This is a genomic window from Belnapia mucosa (assembly GCF_016775475.1).
Lineage (GTDB): Bacteria > Pseudomonadota > Alphaproteobacteria > Acetobacterales > Acetobacteraceae > Belnapia > Belnapia mucosa.
In genome coordinates, this window is the sequence record NZ_JAEUXJ010000009.1 from 180,780 (window position 1) to 200,746 (window position 19,967).

Below are 19,967 nucleotides of genomic sequence, written 5' to 3' on the forward strand. Positions count from 1 at the left end.
GCCGATGAAGATCGACCATGTCTCGCTGACGCTGTTTGCCTGGGAGGGCATCCCGCCGACCAAGTACCACGCCGCGAGCCGGCTGGACTCCGGCAGTTCGGCGCTCGGCCTGCTGCGGATCGGGACGGATGCGGGCATCACCGGCCATGCCTTCCTCGGCTCCGCCACGCATACGGCGGCGAATGACGGGCCGGGGCTGGTGCGCTACCTGAAGCCGCTGCTGATGGGCCAGGACCCGCTCGACCGGGAGAGGCTGAATGCCGCGCTCTGGCCCTGGTCGCGGCTGATCTCGGTGCGCTCGATCGGCGCCGTCGATGTCGCGCTCTGGGACATTGCCGGGCAGGCGGCGGGGATGCCGATCCACCGGCTGCTCGGCACCACGCGCCACAGCATCCCGGCCTATGCGAGCTCCGCCATCCTGCCGGATGCCGCGGCCTATGCCGAGGAGGCGGTGCGGTTCCGCGACAATGGCTGGGCCGCCTACAAGATCCATCCGCCGCAGCGCTGGCGCGAGGACATCAAGGTCTGCGAGGCGGTGCGGCGCGCCGTCGGCGATGAGTACAACCTCATGCTCGACAGCACCTGGTGCTACGACTTCCCGGCCGCGATGCGCGTCGGCCGCGCGATCGAGGAATTGGGCTTCCTCTGGTACGAAGACCCGCTGCACGACCAGGACATCACCAGCTACGTCAAGCTGCGGCAGAAGCTCGACATCCCGATCGTCGCCACCGAATACCCGGCCACGGGCCTTGAGAGCTATGCGCCCTGGATCATGATGCAGGCGACCGACTACCTGCGCGGCGATGTGGCGGTGAAGGGCGGCATCACCACGCTGATGAAGACCGCGCATCTCGCCGAGGCCTTCCGCATGAACTACGAGGTCCATCACGGCGGCAACAGCCTGAACAACATCGCCAACCTGCATGTCTGCTGCGCCATCCGCAACACCACCTATTTCGAGGTGCTGCTGCCGGATGGCGCGCATAAATACGGGCTGGCCCAGGACATCACCGTGGGCCCGGACGGGCTGGTGCATGCGCCGCAGGGGCCGGGCCTCGGTGCCGCCATCGACTTCGATTTGATCGAGCGGAAGCGGATCGCGGTGCTGGAATAGCCGGTGCGGCGGGCTAGAAGCGCCGGCATCCACACCGAAGATGAAGGCGCTTCCATGACCCATTCCACACAGGGGCCTACCCGCCGCGGCGCGGTGGCGGGGCTTCTGGGCCTCGGCCTCGCCAGCCCGGCTATCGCCCAGGGAGCCTATCCCAACAAGCCGATCACCGTGGTGGTCGGTTTCCCGCCCGGCGGGCAGACCGATTTCGCCGCCCGCATCCTGCAGCCCGGCCTGTCCGCCGCGCTGGGGCAGAGCGTGGTGATCGACAATCGCGGCGGCGCCGGCGGCAATCTCGGCACCGAGACGGTGCTGCGGGCGCGGCCGGATGGCTACACGCTGCTGGCGGGCAATGCCAATCCGCTGACCATCAACCCGCACACCTTCCAGGGGATGACCATCGACCCGCTGCGGCTGACGCCGGTCGGGCTGATGCTGCAATCCTCGCTCATCCTCTGCGTGCATCCCTCCGTGCCGGCGAAGACGCCGCAGGAATTCGCCGCCTGGGCGCGGACGCAGCCAAATGGCGTGGATTACGGCTCGGCCAGCGCCGGCAGCCTCTCCCATGTGGCGATGGAGATGCTGAAGAACCGCATCGGCAACCCGCCGATGGAGCACATCCCCTATCGCGGCAGCGGGCCGGCGATGCAGGATTTCATCGCCGGGCGGTTCAGCATCATGGCCGACGCGGCCTCGGTGGTCGCGCCCTTCCTGCGGGCGGGGCAGATCCGCGGCATGCTCTCGACCGGGGCAGCGCGCATCCCGGCCTTCCCCGACCTGCCGATCGCGGCCGAGCAGGGGCTGCCGGATTACAGCTTCACCGCCTGGATCGGGTTGTTCGGCCCGCCCGGCCTGCCGCCCGAGATCGTGCAGCGGCTGAACACGGCGCTGAACACGGCGGTGCAGGAGGCCTCAATCCGCGAGAAGATCACCAGCCAGGGCGACGAGCCGGGCGGCGGGACGGCGGACTCGCTCGGCGAGACCATGCGGCGCGACCATGCCCGCTGGGGCGAGGTCGTGCGGGCCAACAACATCCGGGCCGACGGCTAAGGGCCAGGAGGGGGACGCCGTCCCCCTCAACCCTTGGCCTGGGGTTGTTACTCCGGCTCCTTCGCCAGGGCGTCATAGGCCGCGCTGAAGCCGCGGAAGGAGACGGGGATGGCGGCCTCGGCGCCGGTCGCATCCCGCCACTCCAGCCGGGCGGGCGCATCGGCGGCGCGGCTGCGCAGGCGGCGCAGCACCGCCTCGTCCCGCAGGTCGAACTCGGCGAAGCAGCCGCGCGGGTTGCAGCTGCGGAAGGGCAGGGTCAGCGCCGGCTCCTGGCGGGCCGGCGTGTCGAGCACCATCCGGGCCGGCTGGCCGACCTGCACGTTCACCGGCACCTGGGCCACCAGGCGCAGCGGCTCGCCCTTGGCGACGCGGCCGATGGCGAGCACGGCGACCGGCTGCTGGCGCTGGTCCTGGGTGGTCTGGGCCATCTCGCAGAGCCGGGCGGCCGGGTTGGTGCCATTGGCGGGGCGGGTCTCGCAGCGCATCACCCAATCGGCGAAGACGGCGGCGGTGCGTTCCGGGCTCTCCGGGGCGGGGGTTGGGGCAGGCGCCTGGGTCGGCTGGGCCGCCGCGCGCGGGGCCTGCTGGGCCAGCACGGCCAGGGGCGACAGGGCAGCCACCCAGGCCATCGTTGCCAACGCCATTGTCTTCATCGATGCAGGGCCCCGTACCGGTTCATGGACGCGGGGCGGCTGTAGCCCGGGCGGGGGGGCGAACACAACCTCGTGCTGAAAGCCGGCGGTCAGAAGCCGTGCTCGGGCTCCGGCACGGCGCGGCGGACGGTGCCGCCCCATTCCTGCATGATGTCGCCGCCCTGCACCGTCTCCGGCGCCCGGCCGGGATCCTGCACCAGCACATCCGGCCGCAGCATGCGGATCAGGTCGAGCGCGGTCTCGGCACCGTAGCGGATGACGAGATCGACCGCGGGCAGCTCGGCCAGGGCTTCGGCCGCCGGGTCGCCATCGGCGACGCCGACCACCAGTCGGTCGCACCAGTCGCGCGCCTGGGTCAGCACCTGCGGCTCCCCGGCGGCGGTGCTGGCGGCGAGGAAGCCGACGCGATGGCCGGCGCGGCGCCAGCCCTCCACCCGCTCCGCCGCCTGGCCCCGGGTAGCGAGCTTGCGGGCGGCGAGCCGGCCGGGGGTCAGCACCTCGAGGAACTCATCCTCCCGCACCACGCCGATGCCGGACTTGCCCATGGCGATGCCGGCGGCCAGCGCCCCGAGCCGGGCGACGAGCGGCAGCGGCAGGTTGACCGCAAGGCCGGCCGCGGCGACCGAGATCACCGCATCCCCAGCACCGGCCGGGTCGATCATCTCCGCCACATCGGCGGGGAGGTGGCGGGCCGTATCGGTCTCATCCACCAGGGTCACGCCGGCCTCGCCGCGGATGACCAGGACGGCGCCGAAGCCATGGGCGGCACGCAGCGCACGGGCGGCGGCCGCGATCTCGGCATCGCCGCCGGTCGGCAGGCCGGTGGCGGCGGCGAGCTCGGCGCAATCGGGGATCATCAGGTCGGCGCCTGCGAAGCGGGCCGGGTCGCCGCCGCGCGGATCGACCACCACGCGGCGGCCGGCGGCGCGGGCCGCGGTGATCAGGCGCGCGGGGGTGTTCCCGGCCAGCACGCCCTTGCGGTAGTCCGACAGCACCATGACGGTGGTGGCCGCCACCGCGTCGGCGGCGATCCGCACCAGCCGGTCGGCCAGGCGCGGGTGGATCGGCGCGTTCTGCTCCTGATCGGCGCGGAGCAATTGCTGGCCGCTGGCGACGAAGCGGGTCTTGGTGGTGGTGGCGCGGCCGCCCTGGACCAGCAGCCAGGGCTCGACGCCCGGCTGGCCGCCGATCAGCCCGGTGAGGTCGCTGCCGGCCTGGTCGTCGCCGACGATGGAGACGAAGGCGACGGCGGTGCCGAGGGCCGTCAGGTTCCGCACCACATTGCCGGCGCCGCCGGGCAGCGCCACCTCGCGGTCCACGGCGAGGACCGGGACGGGGGCTTCGGGGCTGATGCGCTCGACCCGGCCATAGACATAGCGGTCCAGCATGGCGTCGCCGACGACGAGGACGGCGCCGCGTTTGAGCTGGCGCACCGCCTCCAGCAGCTCGGACGGGATGGCGCCGGATGGGGCTGGTCGGGGTTCGGGCGCTGGGCCGTGCATTGCACTGCGGTAGCCCAAGCCAGGGTCTGCGCGCAAGGCGAGAGACGGCACGGGATGTGTTTCCCGTGGAACATAACCGCTTCGTGGCGGGGTTCTGGTCCTATCCTGTACGGGGTCGCACAGGCGCAGGCCGTTGGGCAAGCCCGACGCCAACAAAGACTAAGCCGAGATGAAGCGCATCCGGTGGCCTTCGAGCACGAGGCAGGTGAGGGGGCCGCCGAAGCAGGCGCCGGTGTCGATGCCGATGCGGTGCGGCCGCACCACCGGCACCTCGGCCGGGGTATGGCCATGCACCACCACCAGCGGCAGGTCGCCCTCGAAGGAGAGGAAGGGCTCGCGGATCCAGACCAGGTCGAAGGGGTCCTGGCGCTCCTGCGGGATGCCGGGGCGCACCCCGGCATGGACGAAGAGGTAGTCGCCCGCCTCATATTGCAGCGGAAAGCCGCCGAGCTGCGCCAGGTGGTCCGGCGGGACGGCGGTGCAAGCGGCCGGGTCCTCGGGGTTGGCGCCGTAGCTGGTCAGCGTCGCGGCGCCGCCATTCTCCAGCCAGAAGGGCAGGGCGCCGGGATGCGCCTGCGGGTCGCAGGCATCCAGCATCATCACCTCATGGTTGCCGAGCAGGTTCACCACCTCGAATTCGCCGGGGATGCCGCCGAGCAGCGCATCGCCCGCCTCCTCCAGCCGGCGCAGCACGCCGGCGCTGTCCGGGCCGCGATCCACATAGTCGCCGAGATGGATGAGGGTGACGCGCTCGGCCGGCCGGGCGCGGGCATCCTCGCCGATCAGGGCATGCAGCGCGGTGAGCTGATCGACGCAGCCATGCACGTCGCCGACGGCATAGATGCGCCAGCCCGCCGGAAGGTTGCCGGGGGCGAGCTGACCGAGGCGCGGGGTCACCGGCGGCCTCGGCGGGGGCGGGGGGTCTGGGGCGGGATACAACTCACGGGAGATCGTTTAGCGCTTCATTCACCATCCGGCGCGAGTTTAGAGGATGATGTGCCGCACCGCACTGCGCCAGGACAGCGCATGATCGTGACCGGAGCCAGATTGGCGGCCCCGCCGGGGCCGGCCGGGCTGCTGCCGCTGGTGCGCCGGGCCCTGCCCGGGGCGGCGGGGCGGGCGGCGCTGCGGCTGCGTCCCACGGGGCCGATGGGGCTGCCGGCCCGGCGCCGGCTGCTGCGCGCGCTGCTGCAGGATGCCGCCGAGACGGGCGGCGGCGCGGTCTTCGACACCGGCGCTGGGGAGATGCTGCTGCTCGGCGCCATGGCCGGGGCGGCGCGGCGGGCGGCGGCGTCGCTGGCTGGGCTCGCCGGGGATGCGGCGGCGGTGACGCTCTGGCTGCTGCCGCGGGATGCGGCGGCGCTGCTGGCCTGGGCCGAGACGGCGCGGCTGGCGGGACCGGACGCGCCGCCGGCGCCGCCCGGCGCGGACCTGGCAGGGCTGGAGGCGCGGCTGGATTCGCTGCCGGCCGATGGGGTGCTGCGTCACCGCGCCATCCTCCGCCCCGGCGCGGCGGTGCCGGAGCGCGGGCGGCGGCTGCGGCTGTCGCGCGCCGCGCTGGCCGCGGTGCTGGGCCCGCTGGCCGAGGATGATGATCTGATGACGCATGCCGCCAACCGGCTGGCGGCGCGGCTGCTGCCCGGCCTCGCCGCCTGGGCGCGGGACCTGCCCGGCTGGCGGCTGCTGCCCCTGCCGCACGCCGCCCTGCCGCCGCCGAGCGCCGTCCCCGGCCAATTCGGCGTGCTGCCCCTGGCCGCCGCCGCCGATCCCGCCCTGCCCGCCTGGCGGGAGGCGCTGGCGGCCCGCGGCTGGGGCCTGGCGCTGGAAGCGGCCTTGCCCACCCCCTTCGATCCGGCCGGGCTGCCGGCCGACCTGCTGCTGCTGCGCTGGTCGCCGACCCTGGCCGAGGGGCCGCTGCCCGGGCGCCTGCCGCCGGATCGGCTGGTGCTGACCGGCTGCGACGGGCCGGCCGCCCTCGCCTTCGCGGCACGGCTTGGCGCCGCCGCCACCGGCCCGGCGACGGAGGTGGCGGCATGAGCGCGCCCGGCGGCGATGCCCTGGCGCTGGCGCATTACCTGCGCGAGGCGGTGGCGGCCGGGCTGGTGCGGGAGGCGCTGCATCTCCGCCTCTCGGGCCTCGATGCCGGGCTGCGGCGCGGCCATCACCGCCGGCTGGTGCGGGAGGCGCTGGAGCCCCTGCTGCGCCCGACCCGCGGCCGGGTCTTCGAATTGCCCAATGGCGACATCATCGCCGTGGCGCCGCCCGAGGGCCGCCATCTGCGCGGTGCCGAAGAAGAACTCGGCATCCTCTTCGCCGCCGAGGAACTGCGGCCCTTCGCCCGGCGGCGCCTGCCTGAGGAAGCCGCGGCGCTGCTGGCCGCGGTGGAGGAAAGCCTCTCCCCCGGCACGCCCGCCCCGGCCGCCGAGGCGGAGCGGCCACCCCTCTCGGCCGGCGACCTGCCGGCGATGGAGCGCAGCCTCGGCCAGGCCAGCCTGGCGCGTTTCCTGGTCCGCCGCCCGGTCTGCCGCCTGGCACCGGAGGGTGGCGGGCCGGACACCGCCTGGGAGGAGTGGGAGCTGCGCTGGACGGAGCTCTGCGCCGCGCTGCTGCCGGGGGTGGATCCGGCGCTCTCCCCGGCCCTGTCCCGCCGGCTGCGGCGGCTGGCGGAACGGCGGCTGCTGGCCGAGCTGGGCCGGCCCGGGGATGCGCGGCGGCTGGGGCAGGAGGGGTTCCGGCTGGCGCTGGAAACCCTGGCGGAGCCGGAATTCCTCCGCTTCGACGCCGCGCTCGGGCCGCAGGGGCGGGGGCGGATGGTGCTGACCCTCGATGCCGCGGATGCGCTGCACGATCCCGCCGGCTTCGCCTTCGCGCGCGACTTCTGCCGGCTGCGCGGCTGGCGCCTCGCGCTCGACCTGCCGCCGGCGCTGCTGCCGGCACTGCCGCCAGGGGGGCTGGGGGTGGATTGGCTGCGGCTGGGCTGGTCGCCCGCCCTGCCGGCCCTGGCCGGAGCGCTGCCGGCCGATCGCGGCACGGTGGTGCTCGGCGGGGTCGATCGCGCCGCCGCCATCGGCTGGGGCTGGGAGGCGGGCATCCGCCTGTTCGAGGGGCGGTTGCTGCGGCCGGGCGGCTGACACCCAGAGCGGTTTCCATTCGCCTGGGGCTCATGGAAGCCGCCCTAGGCATTTGTTTGGGCGAGCCAATGTCTCCGACCAGGCGATTCCGCCTGATCGGAGATTGCTCTATGCCGGGTCCATGGACAGCCCCGCCATCCTCGCCGAGGCGCTGAGCAAGCGCTACGCCCCCGATGCGCCGCCGGCGGTGGAGGGATTGTCCTTCTCCATGCCGCGCGGCGCCACCTGGGGGCTGCTCGGCGGCAATGGCGCGGGCAAGACCACCACCATCGCCATGCTGCTCGGCCTGCTGGTGCCGAGCGGCGGGCGCATCACCGTGCTCGGCCATGACATGGCGCGGGACCGGTTCGCGGCGCTGGCGCGGATGAATTTCTCCTCGCCCTATATCGCCCTGCCCTCCCGGCTCAGCGTCGCCGAGAATCTCCGGGTCTATGCGCATCTCTATGACGTGCCGCGGGCCGAGGCGCGGATCGCGGAGCTGGCGGCGCAGCTCCAGCTGACCGAGCTGCTGGACCGGCCGGCGGGGGAGCTCTCGGCCGGGCAGAAGACTCGCGTGGCGCTCGCCAAGGCGCTGGTGAACCGGCCCGAATTGCTGCTGCTCGACGAACCCACGGCGAGCCTCGACCCGGATACGGGGGACTGGGTGCGGTCCTGGCTGGAGCGCTACCGGGCGGAGACGGGCTGCTCCATCCTGCTCGCCAGCCACAACATGGCGGAGGTCGAGCGGCTCTGCGGCCATGTGCTGATGCTGAAGGGGGGGCGCATGGTCGATTCCGGCAGCCCGGCCGGGCTGATCGGCAAATACGGGCGCGACGACCTGGAGCAGGTCTTCCTCGACATCGCCCGCGGCCGGCAGCGGGCGGAGGCCGTGCCATGAACCGCGCCGCGCTGCGCCGGGTCTGGGGCCTGATCTACCGCCACCTGGCGCTCTACCGCCGGTCCTGGCCGCGGGTGCTGGAGCTGATGTACTGGCCGGTATTGCAGATGCTGGTCTGGGGCTTCGTCACCTCCTACCTCGCCGCCGCGCCGAGCAATGCCGCGACCATCGGCGCCGGGGCGCTGCTGGGCGGCGTGCTGCTTTGGGAAGTCGCGCTGCGCAGCCAGATGGGTTTCTCCCTATCCTTCCTGGAGGAGATCTGGTCGCGCAACCTCGGCCATGTCTTCGTCAGCCCGCTCCGCCCGCGGGAGCTGGTGGCGGCGCTGATGGGGATGAGCGTGATCCGCGTCGTCGTCGGCGTGCTGCCGGCGGTGGGGCTGGCCTGGCTGCTCTATGCCTTCGGGCTGTTTGCCATGGGGCCGGTGGTGGTGGCCTTCTTCGCCGCGCTGCTGATGATGGGCTGGGCGGTCGCGCTCGGCGTCACTGCGCTGATCCTGCGCTATGGGGCGGGGGCCGAGGCCTTGGCCTGGTCGATCCTGTTCGGGCTGACGCCCTTTTCGGCGGTGTTCTACCCGGTCGCCATCCTGCCCGGTTGGTTGCAGCCGGTCGCGCTGGCCCTGCCCTCGGCGCATGTCTTCGAGGGGATGCGGGCGGCGCTGCAGGACGGACGGATCGCCACCGGGCATCTGGTCGCCGCCTTCGCGCTGGATGCGGCCTGGCTGGCGCTGATGGGCTGGGTCTTCCTGCGGCAATTCCAGTCGGCACGGGTGCGGGGCGCGCTGCTGAATATCGGGGAATAGCCGCCGGACGCGGTCAGGACCGTTCCAGCACCTCGGCGAGTTCGCCGAGCAGGCGGCGCAGGGCCGCCATCCGGCCGGGCGGCAGCCGCGCGGCGAGCTCCTCCTCGGCCTCCCGGCTCAGCCGCACGAGCGTCTCGGACACTGCGCGGCCGCGCCGGGTCAGGCGGACGAGCTTGGCCCGGCCGTCCGCCGGGTCGGGCGTGGCCGCCACATAGCCCGCCGAGGCCAGCGCTTCGACGAGGTAGGCCATGCTCTGCTTCGTCATCCGTGCCCGCTCGGCCAGATCGCTCACCCGCGATCCCGATCCCGCAATGTGCCGGAAGACGGCGCTGTGGGCGGGACGGATATCGGGGAAGCCCTGTGCGGCGAGCGCGCCGTAGACGCGCTCCGACAACCGTTCATAGGGCAGGCGGAGGAGGTAGCCGATCGTCCGCTCCGCCGCGCTGATGTTCCGTTCATCCATGGCCGAGGCTTGACACATAGTCAGACATTCTGTCCATATTGGTCAGGCAGTCTGTCCACTCGATCTGCGGTGATGAAGGAGCCAGGGATGAGCGAGGCGATCAGCGCGATGAACCACTTCTCGCTCCCGGGGGCGGGGCGCACCGAAGGGGTGCTGGGCACGAGCCTGACCTACAAGGCGGAGGCGGCCGAGACCGGTGGCGCCCTGGCCTGCGCGGAGATCGCGGTGCCGCCGGGCGTCGGCATCCCGCTGCACCGGCACCGCGACGAGGACGAGGCCTTCTACGTGCTGGCGGGCCGCGTCATCATCGAGGGCGATGGGTGCGGCGATGGCGGGGTCAGCCTCGAGGCCGGCGGCTTCTTCTACGGCCCACGCGGCCGCATCCATGGCTTCCGCTGCGGCGGGCCGGAGACGGCCAGGCTGCTGGTCCTCGTCACGCCGGGCACCGGGACTGGCGCCATGTTCGCCGAACTCGCCGAGCTGGGACGCCGCATGGGTGACCGGATGGACCCGGCGGAGGTCGTCGCGGTCTGCGGCCGGTACGGCGTCACCTTCACCCGGCCCTGAGCCGCCGGGTCAGCGGCCGCGGATCTCTTCAGGCCCGGCCAGCCGATCCCATTCGGCATGGATCGTCGCCATCCGCCCGCCCAGCTCCTCCGCCCGGCCGATCTCCTCGGTGAAGCCCATGGGCCGGAAATCCTGCATCCGCATCGGGTAGAGGATGCCGTCGAGGTGGTCGTATTCGTGCTGGACGACGCCGGCATGGAAGCCTTCCACCTCGGCCGAGACCGGCTGCCCGTCGCAATCGACGCCGGAATACCGGATGCGTGCGAAGCGCGGCACCGCAGCGCGCAGGCCGGGGATCGACAGGCATCCCTCCCAGCGCATCTGCATTGCCTCCCCGACCGGCTCCACCACCGGGTTGATCACCACGGTATTGCCGATGACCCGGTCATCGGGCGCCCCGGTCGATCGGCTGGGCAGCACCCGGAAGACGAAGAGCCGCAGCGGCACATGCACCTGCGGCGCGGCGAGGCCGGCCCCGGGCGCGTCCTCCATCGTCTCGAACATGTCCTGCACCAGCTGGCGGATCGCCGGCGCGCCGGGATCGGCGACGGGCCGGCAGCGCTCGAGCAGGACGGGGTGGCCCATGCGGGCGATCTTGAGGACGGCCATGGGTGGAGGATAGCCTATTCCCCGCCATAGCCGAAGGCGGCCGGCGGCGCCTCCGCCGTCTCCGCCCAGACGCTTTTGGTCCGCGTATAGGCTGCCAGCGCCTCCCGCCCCGAGGACCGGCCGAAGCCGCTGCGGCCGAAGCCGCCGAAAGGCGACATGACGCTGATGCTGCGGTAGCCGTTGATCCAGAAGGTCCCGGCCCTGACCGCCGCCGCCACCCGATGCGCCCGGCCGACATCCCGCGTCCAGACGGCCCCCGCGAGGCCATAGGGCGTGGCATTGGCGAGCGCCACCGCCTCCTCCTCCGTCTCGAAGCTCAGCGCGGCGAGGACGGGGCCGAAGACCTCTTCCCGCGCGATCGCGGCCTCGGGGGCGACGCCGTCGAGGATGGTGGGCGCGTAGTAGAAGCCGCCCGTGCCGCGCAGCGCCTCCGGACAGCCCCCGCCGGCGGCGAGGCGGGCGCCGCCCTCCCGCGCCGCCTCGACCATGCCGGCGATGCGGCTCCATTGCCGGCGGTTGTTGATCGGGCCGATCTGGGTGGCGGGGTCGGTCGGGGCGCCGACCGGAATGCGGGCGCTGGCGCGGGCCAGGCGTTCGATGAAGCGGTCGCGCACGCCCCGCTGGATCAGCAGGCGGGAGCCGGCGACGCAGCTCTGTCCCGCCGCGCCGAAGCAGGCCGCCTGGGCGCCGAGCAGGGCGCGGTCGAGATCCGCATCCTCGAAGACGATATTGGCCGACTTGCCGCCGAGTTCGAGGATGCAGGGGGTGATGTGGCGGGCGGCGGCCGCGGCGATCTCGGCCCCGGCGGCGGCCGAGCCGACGAAGACGACCAGCCCCGTCCCGGCATGGGCCACGGCCGCCGCGCCGGTGGTCGGCCCGGCGCCGGCCAGGACCGAGACCAGGCCACGCGGCAGCCCCGCCCGGTGGCAGAGCGCGCCGAGGGCGAGGGAGGTGAGCGGCGTCAGCTCGGAGGGTTTCAGCACCGCCGCATTGCCGGCGCAGATCGCCGGCGCCACCTGCCAGCCGGCGGTGAAAATCGGCGCGTTCCAGGGGGTGATCTGCACCACCGTCCCATGCGGCTCCGGCCGCGTGTAGTTCAGATGGCTGGTCGGAACCGGGATGACCTCGCCATGCAGCTTGTCGCACCAGCCGGCATAGTATTCGAACATCTCGGCGACCTTCAGCACCTCGGCGCCGGTGTCGCGGATCGGCTTGCCGGCCGAGAGCGTCTCCAGCTCGGCGAGCGGCGCGGCCTCGGCGCGGACCAGCCGCGCCACCTCCCACATCGCCCGGCCGCGGGCGGAGGCGGTCATGCGCCACCAGTCGCGCTGGCCCTCGCGCGCCGCCGCCATCGCCGCCTCGACCACCGGGGCGCCGGCATCGGCATAGGTCAGGATCACCTGCCCATCGGCCGGGTTCACCAGCTCCAGCGGGGCGCCGGTGCCGGGGAGGATCTCCCCAGCGACGAGGCTGCCGACCTGCCCGCCGGGCAGAAGGGCGGCCAGCAATTCGGCGATGCGGGCGGCGGTCTCAGCCATGGGGGCTCTCCCGGAAGGCGGCAATGCGGGTGAAGTCGTCGGGATCGGCGACGCGGTCGCGCGTCTCGGCCCAGAGGCGGGCGATGGCGGCGGCCAGCGGCAGATGCGCCCCCGTCTCGGCGGCGAGGGTGGCGGCGAGGCCGACATCCTTCCGCATCAGCCCGGCCGAGAAGCCGCTGTCGAAGGCGCCGTTCAGCACCCAGCGGGGCAGCATGACCTCGGTCGCCGCGCTGCGGCCGGTGGCGGCGTTGACCACCGGCAGCACCGCCTCGGCCGGCAGGCCGGCAGCTTCGGACAGGCGCATCGCCTCCCCGGCCAGGGCGAGATGGCCGGCGACGAGGAGGTTGTTCACCAGCTTGGCGATATTGCCGGCACCGGAAGGCCCGACATGCACCGCCCGCGCCGAGAGGGCGGCGACCACCGGCTGCACCAGGGCCAGGTCCTCGGCGCTGCCGCCGATCATCATGGTCAGCGTCCCCTCGGCCGCGCCGGAAGGCCCGCCGCTGACCGGCGCGTCGAGCAGCCCATGCCCCGCCTCGGCCAGCCTTGCGGCGAGGCGGCGGGAGGTGCCGGGATCGGAGGTGGAGGTGTCGATGACCACCAGCTTGCGGTCGCGGCGTTCCAGCAGCCCACCCGGGGCGGTCGCCAGCGCCTCCACATCGCGGGCGAGGGGAAGGGAGAAGACCAGCGCCTCGGCGCCGTGCAGCACCTCGGCGAGGCTGGCGCGGGCCTCGATCCCGGCGGCGCTGGCCGCGGCGCGGCGGGCTTCGCTGATGTCGTGGCCGAGCACCGCGAAGCCGGCGCGGCGCAGCGACCCCGCCATGCCGAGGCCCATATTGCCGAGGCCGACCACGCCGACCGTCCGGATTGCCATCCCCTGCCCTCCTGCCACCGGGGCGAGGATCGGGCGCGGCCAGCGTTGCCGCAAGCAGCGCTTTCCGAACAGGGCGTTGCCGTTTTGCGATGGGTCAGGCGGGGCGAAGGGCGTCCAGCCCAGTGGCGAGGCAGGCGGCCAGACGCTCCACGGCTTCCGGCAGGCGCCGTCCGGCGCGGACCAAGAGATGCGCGCTCGCCTCGGCCAGCAGCGGATCGGCCAGCGGCAGGGCGAGGAGCTGCCCGGCCGGCAATTCGGGCGCGGCGGCGAAGGCGGGGAGGAAGGTGGCGCCCAGCCCGGCCAGGACGAAGCGCCGCTGCAACTCGATCGAGCCGGTTTCCAGCCGGACGGAAAGGCGGAAACCCGCATCCGCTTCCACCCGGCCGAGCAGGCGGCGCACGCCATGATCCGGCGGCAGCAGGGCGCAGGGGATGCCGGCGAAACGGTGCAGCGGCAGCGGGCCAGGCTCGGCTGCGAGCGGATGGTCGGGCCGCAGGATGGCGGCCAGCGGCTGCCGGGCGCTGGCGAGGGAGCGGAGGCCGGGATGCGCGGTAGGATTATAGGCCAGGCCGAGATCCGCCTCGCCCTCCGCGACCGCCGCCTGGATGCGGTCGGTTCCGCCAAGGCTGACCTGATAGGTGATGCCGGGATGCGCCGCGGCGAAGCCGGCCAGCGCATGGTCCACCAGATCGGCGAGGAAGCCGCCGCCGCAGCAGAGGCGCACCATCCCCGCCTCCACCCCGCGCAACCGGCGCAGCCGGTCGCCGAGCGCCGCCGCCTCCTCGGCCCGGCGTGCGGCGTGCTCGGCGACGAGGCGCCCGGCCTCGGTCGGGGCGACGCCGCGGGGCAGGCGTTCCAGCAGCGGCGCGCCGCTTTGCGCCTCCAACTCCGCCACCTGGCGGCTGATGGCGGAGGCGGCGACATGCAGCGCTTCCGCCGCGCCGCGGATCGAGCCGGCGCGCAGCACGGCCAGGAAGTAGCGAAGCGCGCGGTCGTTCATCGCCCCAGGATCATGGTGGAGCAACTGTCTGGCAACCGCAGGGTGGGAGGATGCGGCATGACCGAATTGTCCATCCTTTCCCCGCTCCCGGAGCAGCTCTGGCTGCTCGGCGTCATCGCGGCCGGCGTCGCCATGGGCCTCTGGTACGAGATCATCGCCGCCGGGCGCGGCCGCCTGCCGCTGCTGGTCGGCATCGCCGCGCTGGGCCTCGGCGCGGTCGGCGGCCAGCCCTGGGCGGGCATCGCGCTCGGCTGCCTGCTCGGTGCGCGGACCGTCACCGGGCTGCGGCCGGAAGCCTAGGCCGGGCGCTTCAGCACTCGACCACGTTCACGGCGAGGCCGCCGAGCGAGGTCTCCTTGTATTTGTGGGACATGTCGAGGCCGGTTTGCCGCATGGTGGCGACCACTTGGTCCAGGCTGACCAGATGCCGGCCATCGCCATGCAGCGACAGCCGGGCGGCATTGATCGCCTTCACCGCGCCGATCGCATTGCGCTCGATGCAGGGCACCTGCACCAGGCCGGCGACCGGGTCGCAGGTGAGGCCGAGATTGTGCTCCAGGCCGATCTCGGCCGCATTCTCGATCTGCGCGTCGCTGCCGCCGAGCGCCGCGGCGAGGCCGGCCGCCGCCATGGCGCAGGCCGAGCCGACTTCCCCCTGGCAGCCCACCTCGGCGCCGGAGATGGAGGCGTTGCGCTTGATGATGGCGCCGATCGCCGCGGCGGCGAGGAGGAAGGTCTCCACCCCCGCCGCATCGGCGCCGGGGACGAAGCGTTCGTAATATTCCAGCACGGCCGGGATGATGCCGGCGGCGCCATTGGTCGGGGCGGTGACGACGCGGCCGCCGGCGGCATTCTCCTCGTTCACCGCCAGCGCCCAGAGATTGACCCAGTCCATCGCCGCCAGCGGATCGGCCTCGTTGCGCAGGGCCCGCGCCTCCAGCCGGGCGAGGAGGGCAGGGGCGCGGCGGCGGACGCGGAGGCCGCCGGGCAGTTCCCCCTCGCCGCGCAGGCCGCGGGCGATGCAGGCGCGCATCGCCTCCCGCAGCCGGGCGATGCCGGCGGAGAGCTCGGCCGGGCTGCGCTGGCTCGTCTCATTGGCACGCATCAGGCCAGGGATGCCGAGGCCGGATTCGGCGGCGCGCTGCAGCAGCTCGGCCGCGTCGCGGAAGGGATGCGGCACCGCGGCGGTGCCGGCACCGGCATCGAGCGGATGGCCTGCCTCATCCAGCACGAAGCCGCCGCCGACTGAGTAATAGGCGTGCGACTCCCCCTCCCGCCCCGCCTCGAAGGCCGTGAGGCGGAGGGCGTTGGTGTGGTGCGGCAGCACCTCCCGCGGGCGGAAGGCGATATCGGCCACGGGGTCGAAGCCGATGGCGCGGCCATCGGGCAGGGTGAGCCGGCCGGTCGTGCGGATGGTGGCGGCAAGCCGGGCGGCCTCGTCCGGGTCGAGCGTCTCGGGCTCGGCGCCGGCCAGGCCGAGCAGCACGGCGGTATCGGTCGCATGGCCGCGGCCGGTGAGGGCGAGGGAGCCGAACAGCTCCACCGCGATCCGCCCAACCGGCCGGGCCGGGTCGAGGCCCGCGGCGAAATGCCTGGCGGCGCGCATGGGGCCGACGGTATGGGAGCTCGACGGCCCGACCCCGATGCGGAACAGGTCGAACAGGCCGATCCAGGCGGGTGCGGCTTCAGGCATCGGGCACCTCCGCGGCCATTGGACGGGTTGCGCCGGCCGAGGGCAAGGCTGGATACGCTGGAGGCTCGCGCCGCGGGCGCGGAGGGGGTAATCCCCCGCCATGCCGGAAACCCGCTTCCACCTGATCCGCCACGCCCTGGTCGAGCCCCAGGCGCGCACCGTCTTCTATGGCGCCATGGATGTCGCGCTCTGCGACCTGGCGCTGCGCCAGGATGCGGCGCTGTTCCGCTGGCTGGCGGCGCGGCTGCCGCGGCCGGCCATCTGGGTCACCTCGCAGCTCGCCCGCACCCGGGCGACGGCGGCGGCGATCTTCGCCGCCGGCTATCCCGAACAGCCCCTGGCCGCCGAGCCCGACCTGGCCGAGCAGCACCTGGGCGAATGGCAGGGCCTGCCGCATGAGGAGGTGGCGGCGCGGCTGCGCCATCCGGCGCATCCCTTCTGGCCCCATGCCGCCGAGGAGGAGCCGCCGGGCGGCGAGAGCTTCGCCGCGGTCCAGCAACGGGTCGGGGCCGTGCTCGACCGGCTGGCCGAGGCGCATGCCGGGGCGGATGTGGTGGTCATCGCCCATGGCGGCTCGATCCGCGCCGCGCTGGCGCATGCGCTCGGCCTCACGGGGCATCAGGCGCTGGCCTTCTCCATCCGCAATCTCGGCCTGACGCGGCTGGAGCGCCATAGCGGCGACTGGCGCGTCGCCGCCGTGAACGAGGAGCCCTGGGTCATCCCCGACTGGGAATGACCCGGGATTGCCGGGGCAAGCCCGGCACCGGTGCCGCTATTTGAGACTGCGCCGGATGGCGCAGTCTCAAAGCGATCCTCAGACGATCTTCACCCAGTGGGAGAGGTTGTCGAGGAAGGTGTCCTTGTCCATGCCATGGATGACGATGGTGTTCTCGCCGATCGTGATCTTGGTCATGCCCTGGTTGCCGCTGACATAGGGCGCGAGGTCGGCCGGCCGTTCGATGTCCGTGCCGTTGATGCCAGACGAGAGCACGATCCGGTCCTGCGCCGTGAAATCGGCGATGTGGTCATGGCCGAAATCATCGCCGAAATAGAAATCGTCATGGCCCTGGCCGCCGAACAGGCTGTCATTGCCGGCGCCGCCATAGAGACTGTCATTGCCATCGCCGCCGAATAGCGTGTCGTTGCCGGCCCCGCCCTGCAGCAGATCCCGGCCATCGCCGCCGCGCAGCAGATCCCGGCCGTCATCGCCATAGAGGCTGTCATTGCCATCGTCGCCGGACAAGGTGTCGTTGCCGGTACCGCCATGCAGCAAGTCCCGGCCATCGCCGCCGCGCAGCAGATCCCGGCCGTCATCGCCGTAGAGGTTGTCATTGCCATCCCCGCCGGACAACGTGTCGTCCCCGGTGCCGCCATGGAGCAGGTCCCGGCCCTCATTGCCCTGCAGGCTGTCATTGCCACTGCCGCCTAAGAGCGTGTCGTCGCCGATGCCCCCGCGGAGGTCGTCCCGGCCATCGCCGCCCAGGAGCGAGTCATCGCCACGACCGCCCAGCAACGCGTCGTTGCCTGTACCGCCGGATAATGTGTCATGACCGTCGCCGCCATCGAGACGGTCTCGGCCGTCGCCGCCGCTGAGGCTGTCCGCGCCCTGGCCGCCGAACAGGCCGTCGTTGCCGGCGCCGCCGGACAGATGGTCGTTGCCACTATCGCCCCGGCCGATGTCATTGCCGCGGCCGAGGTCGAGCGTGTCGTCGCCGCGGCCGCCGGTCACGATGTCATTGCCGCGGCCGGTCAGGGCGATGTCGTCGCCCCGGCCAAGCCGGAGGTCGAAGTCGAGGCGGTGGCCCGTGGCGTCCACGGCGCTGTCACCGGTGCGGCTCGAAAGATCCAATATCGGAATGGAACTGTCGATATGGTAGAAAGCATCGACGCCACGTGGCACGTCATAGATGCCCATATGGTCGCCATTGCCGCCAATAATGGATGCGAAATCAGACATATATCACCTCGATATTGAAAATAAACCTGCTCCAGACATCGAGGGTCACAATGCAACGCGAACGGTATACAACGAACACCTATTCACTAGACAATTGTTCACAATCATCGCGAGTGGCGGTGGCGTCGGGAACCGTACTCAGGGCGGTAGAACGGCCCGGCGTTGGTTGAGCCGGGCCGGGCCACCTTCATCAGACGATCTTCACCCAATGGGACAGGTTGTCGAGGAAGCTGTCCTTGTCCACGCCATGGATGACGACGGTGTTCTCGCCGATCGTGATCTTTGTCATGAGGTGATTGCCGCTGACAAGCGGCGCCAGATCCTGCGGCGTTCGGATGCCGGAACCGTCGAGGTCGGAGGCGAATACGAGGCGGTCCTGCGCCGTGAAATCGGCGATCTGGTCGTGGCCGAAGCCGTCGGCGAAGTAGAAGTCGTCATGCCCGTTGCCGCCGACCAGCAGATCCTCGCCGGTACCGCCCGATAGCGTGTCGTTGCCATTGCCGCCGAGCATCGTGTCATTGCCGCTGCCGCCGTTCAGCAGGTCGTTGCCGTTGCCGCCGAGCAGCCAATCCGCGCCGTCGCCGCCATAAAGGTCGTCATTGCCCTCATCGCCGACCAGCGTGTCCTGGCCCGCCCCGCCGACCAGCAGGTCCGAGCCGTTTCCGCCATCCAGATGGTCGTTGCCGCCGCCACCGTTGATCGTGTCGTCATTTCCGCCGCCGCTCAGCGTGTCGTGGCCGTCGCCTGCCTGGATGGCGTCGCGCCCCTGGTCGCCCGCGACGAAGTTGTTGCCGCCGCCGGCATCGATGCTGTCGCCGCCCTTGCCGCCGAAGATGATGTCGTCGCCGCTGCCGGTCTGGACGGTGTCGCTGCCCTTGCCGAGCAGGATGTGCAGGGCATGGGCATTGCCAGCGGCGTCCACCAGGCTGTCGCCGGTACGCCCCGAGAGGTCGAGGACGGGGAGGTTGCTGTCGACATGGTAGAAGGCATCCACCCCGCGCGGGATGGCGTCGAAGGCGAGATGCGTCCCATTGCCGCCGATGATCGATGCGTAATCCATGCTTCCCCTGCCCTTCGTCGATTGCGGCTCGCAAGCCGTGTGGCCCTGACGGGAGCCACAACTCTAGATTGCATGGTGTGGCAGATAAGCACTTCTGAGTGTGTTAATAATTGTTAAATCGCCTGATGCGCGAGTTCCGCGCGGGTTTGGACAGGCCGGGCCGGAGCCTCTAACCTCCCCTCATTTCCAAGGTTTGGCGGGGGAAGCTGATGCGGCGTCTGATGGTATTCGGCCTGGTCCTCGGCCTGATGGCAGGCTGCGCGGGCCGTGCGCCCGTGGCCGGCGAGGAGCAGAACCTGGTGGACCGGGCGACCCTCTCGGTCCAGGAGATCCTGGGCGAGGGCAATGACCGGCTGAAGGCTGCCGACCTGCTGCGCCGCGCCCGCGCCGTGCTGGTCTGCCCGCGCATCTTCCGCGGCGGCTTCTTCTTCGGCGGCGAGGGCGGCGGCTGCGTCATGCTCGGGCGGGATGCCGCCGGGTCCTGGTCTTCCCCGGCCTTCTACTCGCTCGGCTCCGGCAGCTTCGGCCTCCAGGCCGGCATCCAGGACCTGCAGATCCTGATGCTGATCATGAACGACCGGGCGCTGACCGCGCTGCTCGACAGTCAGCTGAAGCTCGGCGCCGATGCCTCGCTCGCCTTCGCCACGGTCGGCGGCTCGATCGAAGGCGCGACGACGGCCGCGGCGGGCGCCGATATCGTCGCCTTCGCCCGGGCACGTGGCCTCTATGCCGGGCTGACGCTCGAGGGGTCCCTGCTCTCGGCCCGCAGCGAGTGGAACCGCAGCTACTACCGGCAGGAGGTCGGGCCGCGGCAGATCGTGGTGGCGATGCAGGCGCACAACCCGGGCGCCGACCCGCTGCGGGCGGCCCTGATGCGCTTCGGCAGCGGCGCGGCGGCGGCGGGGCCGGCGCCCTATCAGCCGGCCTCGGCCTATCAGCCCAATCCTGGCTACCAGCCGGCGCCCGGCACGCTCGGCAGCGGCCCGGCCCCGGTCGCGGGCGGGGTGGAGCGGAGCGGCCTGCCGCCCCTTCGCTAGGGACGGGTCCGGGGCGGTTGCCCGGCGGCGGGCGCGGGTCTATGC

At 72.4% G+C, this 19,967-nt stretch carries 21 protein-coding genes; 10 read left to right on the forward strand and 11 right to left on the reverse strand.

All coding sequences use genetic code 11. The annotated features are described in order from the left end of the window. Nucleotides 1–4 precede the first annotated feature (4 nt). Entirely contained in the window at nt 5–1,114 is a 1,110-nt protein-coding gene (locus JMJ55_RS20095; RefSeq protein WP_202827381.1) for an enolase C-terminal domain-like protein, read from the forward strand. Nucleotides 1,115–1,168: 54 nt separating this feature from the next. Next, complete coding sequence (locus JMJ55_RS20100; RefSeq protein ID WP_202827382.1) at nt 1,169–2,161, forward strand: Bug family tripartite tricarboxylate transporter substrate binding protein; 993 nt, start codon at nt 1,169–1,171, stop codon at nt 2,159–2,161. 47 nt (nt 2,162–2,208) lie between these two features. On the opposite strand, the gene JMJ55_RS20105 is transcribed toward JMJ55_RS20100, so the two are convergent. From JMJ55_RS20105 to JMJ55_RS20115, 3 genes are all read right to left on the reverse strand, one after another. Beyond that, the gene (locus JMJ55_RS20105; protein WP_202827383.1) at nt 2,209–2,790 is read right to left on the reverse strand and encodes an invasion associated locus B family protein; all 582 of its coding nucleotides are present in this window, start codon (nt 2,788–2,790) and stop codon (nt 2,209–2,211) included. 113 nt (nt 2,791–2,903) lie between these two features. Next, entirely contained in the window at nt 2,904–4,316 is a 1,413-nt protein-coding gene (locus JMJ55_RS20110; RefSeq protein ID WP_202827384.1) for a bifunctional heptose 7-phosphate kinase/heptose 1-phosphate adenyltransferase, read from the reverse strand. A 159-nt stretch (nt 4,317–4,475) separates the two neighbouring features. After that, a complete protein-coding gene (locus JMJ55_RS20115) occupies nt 4,476–5,213 on the reverse strand; it encodes a metallophosphoesterase family protein (RefSeq protein WP_202827385.1) in 738 nt (245 codons plus the stop codon). A gap of 129 nt (nt 5,214–5,342) precedes the next feature. Between JMJ55_RS20115 and JMJ55_RS20120 the strand changes: the two genes are divergently transcribed. The 4 genes from JMJ55_RS20120 (at nt 5,343) to JMJ55_RS20135 (ending at nt 9,124) form a co-directional block, all read left to right on the forward strand. Next, nucleotides 5,343–6,353 (forward strand): hypothetical protein, encoded by a 1,011-nt coding sequence (locus tag JMJ55_RS20120; protein ID WP_202827386.1) that lies wholly within the window; start codon nt 5,343–5,345, stop codon nt 6,351–6,353. Continuing rightward, on the forward strand, nt 6,350–7,447 hold the full coding sequence (locus JMJ55_RS20125; protein WP_202827387.1) for a hypothetical protein: 1,098 nt from the start codon (nt 6,350–6,352) through the stop codon (nt 7,445–7,447). Before JMJ55_RS20120 ends, JMJ55_RS20125 begins: the two co-directional genes overlap by 4 nt. Nucleotides 7,448–7,568: 121 nt before the next feature. After that, nucleotides 7,569–8,324: an ABC transporter ATP-binding protein gene (locus JMJ55_RS20130; RefSeq protein WP_202827388.1), complete on the forward strand. Its 756-nt coding sequence runs from the start codon at nt 7,569–7,571 to the stop codon at nt 8,322–8,324. Beyond that, nucleotides 8,321–9,124: an ABC transporter permease gene (locus JMJ55_RS20135; RefSeq protein WP_202827389.1), complete on the forward strand. Its 804-nt coding sequence runs from the start codon at nt 8,321–8,323 to the stop codon at nt 9,122–9,124. The genes JMJ55_RS20130 and JMJ55_RS20135 overlap by 4 nt, the downstream gene beginning before the upstream one ends. A 13-nt stretch (nt 9,125–9,137) precedes the next feature. On the opposite strand, the gene JMJ55_RS20140 is transcribed toward JMJ55_RS20135, so the two are convergent. Continuing rightward, nucleotides 9,138–9,587, reverse strand: coding sequence for a MarR family winged helix-turn-helix transcriptional regulator (locus tag JMJ55_RS20140; RefSeq protein WP_202827390.1), 450 nt, complete (start codon nt 9,585–9,587; stop codon nt 9,138–9,140). Nucleotides 9,588–9,674: 87 nt separating this feature from the next. Here JMJ55_RS20140 and JMJ55_RS20145 point away from each other — a divergent pair, with 87 nt between their 5' ends. Beyond that, complete coding sequence (locus JMJ55_RS20145) at nt 9,675–10,154, forward strand: cupin domain-containing protein (RefSeq protein WP_202827391.1); 480 nt, start codon at nt 9,675–9,677, stop codon at nt 10,152–10,154. Between the two features lie 9 nt (nt 10,155–10,163). On the opposite strand, the gene def is transcribed toward JMJ55_RS20145, so the two are convergent. The 4 genes from def to JMJ55_RS20165 all read right to left on the reverse strand — a co-directional run bounded on the left by def (nt 10,164) and on the right by JMJ55_RS20165 (nt 14,175). After that, complete coding sequence (gene def / locus JMJ55_RS20150; RefSeq protein WP_202827392.1) at nt 10,164–10,763, reverse strand: peptide deformylase; 600 nt, start codon at nt 10,761–10,763, stop codon at nt 10,164–10,166. 14 nt (nt 10,764–10,777) lie between these two features. Beyond that, complete coding sequence (locus tag JMJ55_RS20155; RefSeq protein ID WP_202827393.1) at nt 10,778–12,301, reverse strand: aldehyde dehydrogenase family protein; 1,524 nt, start codon at nt 12,299–12,301, stop codon at nt 10,778–10,780. Then, on the reverse strand, nt 12,294–13,175 hold the full coding sequence (locus JMJ55_RS20160) for an NAD(P)-dependent oxidoreductase (RefSeq protein WP_202827394.1): 882 nt from the start codon (nt 13,173–13,175) through the stop codon (nt 12,294–12,296). The genes JMJ55_RS20155 and JMJ55_RS20160 overlap by 8 nt, the downstream gene beginning before the upstream one ends. A gap of 94 nt (nt 13,176–13,269) precedes the next feature. Next, nucleotides 13,270–14,175, reverse strand: coding sequence for a LysR family transcriptional regulator (locus JMJ55_RS20165; RefSeq protein ID WP_202827395.1), 906 nt, complete (start codon nt 14,173–14,175; stop codon nt 13,270–13,272). Between the two features lie 57 nt (nt 14,176–14,232). Between JMJ55_RS20165 and JMJ55_RS20170 the strand changes: the two genes are divergently transcribed. Beyond that, entirely contained in the window at nt 14,233–14,475 is a 243-nt protein-coding gene (locus JMJ55_RS20170; RefSeq protein ID WP_202827396.1) for a hypothetical protein, read from the forward strand. Nucleotides 14,476–14,485: 10 nt separating this feature from the next. Here the strand turns inward: JMJ55_RS20170 and JMJ55_RS20175 are convergent, their stop codons facing one another. Next, nucleotides 14,486–15,868 carry an L-serine ammonia-lyase gene (locus JMJ55_RS20175; RefSeq protein WP_202827397.1) on the reverse strand — a complete coding sequence of 461 codons (1,383 nt, stop codon included), beginning with the start codon at nt 15,866–15,868 and terminating at the stop codon, nt 14,486–14,488. Between the two features lie 100 nt (nt 15,869–15,968). On the opposite strand from JMJ55_RS20175, the gene JMJ55_RS20180 reads away from it, so the two are divergent. Then, a complete protein-coding gene (locus JMJ55_RS20180) occupies nt 15,969–16,604 on the forward strand; it encodes a histidine phosphatase family protein (RefSeq protein ID WP_202827398.1) in 636 nt (211 codons plus the stop codon). A gap of 78 nt (nt 16,605–16,682) precedes the next feature. Here JMJ55_RS20180 and JMJ55_RS31680 read toward each other — a convergent pair whose 3' ends face one another. Both JMJ55_RS31680 and JMJ55_RS20190 read right to left on the reverse strand, forming a co-directional pair. Next, nucleotides 16,683–17,825, reverse strand: coding sequence for a calcium-binding protein (locus tag JMJ55_RS31680; RefSeq protein WP_268885361.1), 1,143 nt, complete (start codon nt 17,823–17,825; stop codon nt 16,683–16,685). 190 nt (nt 17,826–18,015) lie between these two features. Next, nucleotides 18,016–18,885, reverse strand: a complete 870-nt coding sequence (locus JMJ55_RS20190; protein ID WP_202827399.1) for a calcium-binding protein — start codon at nt 18,883–18,885, stop codon at nt 18,016–18,018. 209 nt (nt 18,886–19,094) lie between these two features. On the opposite strand from JMJ55_RS20190, the gene JMJ55_RS20195 reads away from it, so the two are divergent. Continuing rightward, the gene (locus JMJ55_RS20195; RefSeq protein ID WP_202827400.1) at nt 19,095–19,922 is read left to right on the forward strand and encodes a lipid-binding SYLF domain-containing protein; all 828 of its coding nucleotides are present in this window, start codon (nt 19,095–19,097) and stop codon (nt 19,920–19,922) included. The last annotated feature ends 45 nt before the right edge of the window (nt 19,923–19,967 follow it).

Excerpts from the sequence above, each read along its gene's own strand:
- JMJ55_RS20170 (WP_202827396.1), top strand. The coding sequence starts at position 14,233 with ATGACCGAATTGTCCATCCTTTCCCCGCTCCCGGAGCAGCTCTGGCTG.
- JMJ55_RS20180 (WP_202827398.1), top strand. The coding sequence starts at position 15,969 with ATGCCGGAAACCCGCTTCCACCTGATCCGCCACGCCCTGGTCGAGCCC.
- JMJ55_RS20155 (WP_202827393.1), bottom strand. The coding sequence starts at position 12,301 with ATGGCTGAGACCGCCGCCCGCATCGCCGAATTGCTGGCCGCCCTTCTG.
- JMJ55_RS20110 (WP_202827384.1), bottom strand. The coding sequence starts at position 4,316 with ATGCACGGCCCAGCGCCCGAACCCCGACCAGCCCCATCCGGCGCCATC.
- JMJ55_RS20130 (WP_202827388.1), top strand. The coding sequence starts at position 7,569 with ATGGACAGCCCCGCCATCCTCGCCGAGGCGCTGAGCAAGCGCTACGCC.
- JMJ55_RS31680 (WP_268885361.1), bottom strand. The coding sequence starts at position 17,825 with ATGTCTGATTTCGCATCCATTATTGGCGGCAATGGCGACCATATGGGC.
- JMJ55_RS20160 (WP_202827394.1), bottom strand. The coding sequence starts at position 13,175 with ATGGCAATCCGGACGGTCGGCGTGGTCGGCCTCGGCAATATGGGCCTC.
- JMJ55_RS20120 (WP_202827386.1), top strand. The coding sequence starts at position 5,343 with ATGATCGTGACCGGAGCCAGATTGGCGGCCCCGCCGGGGCCGGCCGGG.
- JMJ55_RS20165 (WP_202827395.1), bottom strand. The coding sequence starts at position 14,175 with ATGAACGACCGCGCGCTTCGCTACTTCCTGGCCGTGCTGCGCGCCGGC.
- JMJ55_RS20125 (WP_202827387.1), top strand. The coding sequence starts at position 6,350 with ATGAGCGCGCCCGGCGGCGATGCCCTGGCGCTGGCGCATTACCTGCGC.
- JMJ55_RS20100 (WP_202827382.1), top strand. The coding sequence starts at position 1,169 with ATGACCCATTCCACACAGGGGCCTACCCGCCGCGGCGCGGTGGCGGGG.
- JMJ55_RS20175 (WP_202827397.1), bottom strand. The coding sequence starts at position 15,868 with ATGCCTGAAGCCGCACCCGCCTGGATCGGCCTGTTCGACCTGTTCCGC.
- JMJ55_RS20095 (WP_202827381.1), top strand. The coding sequence starts at position 5 with ATGAAGATCGACCATGTCTCGCTGACGCTGTTTGCCTGGGAGGGCATC.
- JMJ55_RS20195 (WP_202827400.1), top strand. The coding sequence starts at position 19,095 with ATGCGGCGTCTGATGGTATTCGGCCTGGTCCTCGGCCTGATGGCAGGC.
- def (WP_202827392.1), bottom strand. The coding sequence starts at position 10,763 with ATGGCCGTCCTCAAGATCGCCCGCATGGGCCACCCCGTCCTGCTCGAG.
- JMJ55_RS20140 (WP_202827390.1), bottom strand. The coding sequence starts at position 9,587 with ATGGATGAACGGAACATCAGCGCGGCGGAGCGGACGATCGGCTACCTC.
- JMJ55_RS20190 (WP_202827399.1), bottom strand. The coding sequence starts at position 18,885 with ATGGATTACGCATCGATCATCGGCGGCAATGGGACGCATCTCGCCTTC.
- JMJ55_RS20135 (WP_202827389.1), top strand. The coding sequence starts at position 8,321 with ATGAACCGCGCCGCGCTGCGCCGGGTCTGGGGCCTGATCTACCGCCAC.
- JMJ55_RS20105 (WP_202827383.1), bottom strand. The coding sequence starts at position 2,790 with ATGGCCTGGGTGGCTGCCCTGTCGCCCCTGGCCGTGCTGGCCCAGCAG.
- JMJ55_RS20145 (WP_202827391.1), top strand. The coding sequence starts at position 9,675 with ATGAGCGAGGCGATCAGCGCGATGAACCACTTCTCGCTCCCGGGGGCG.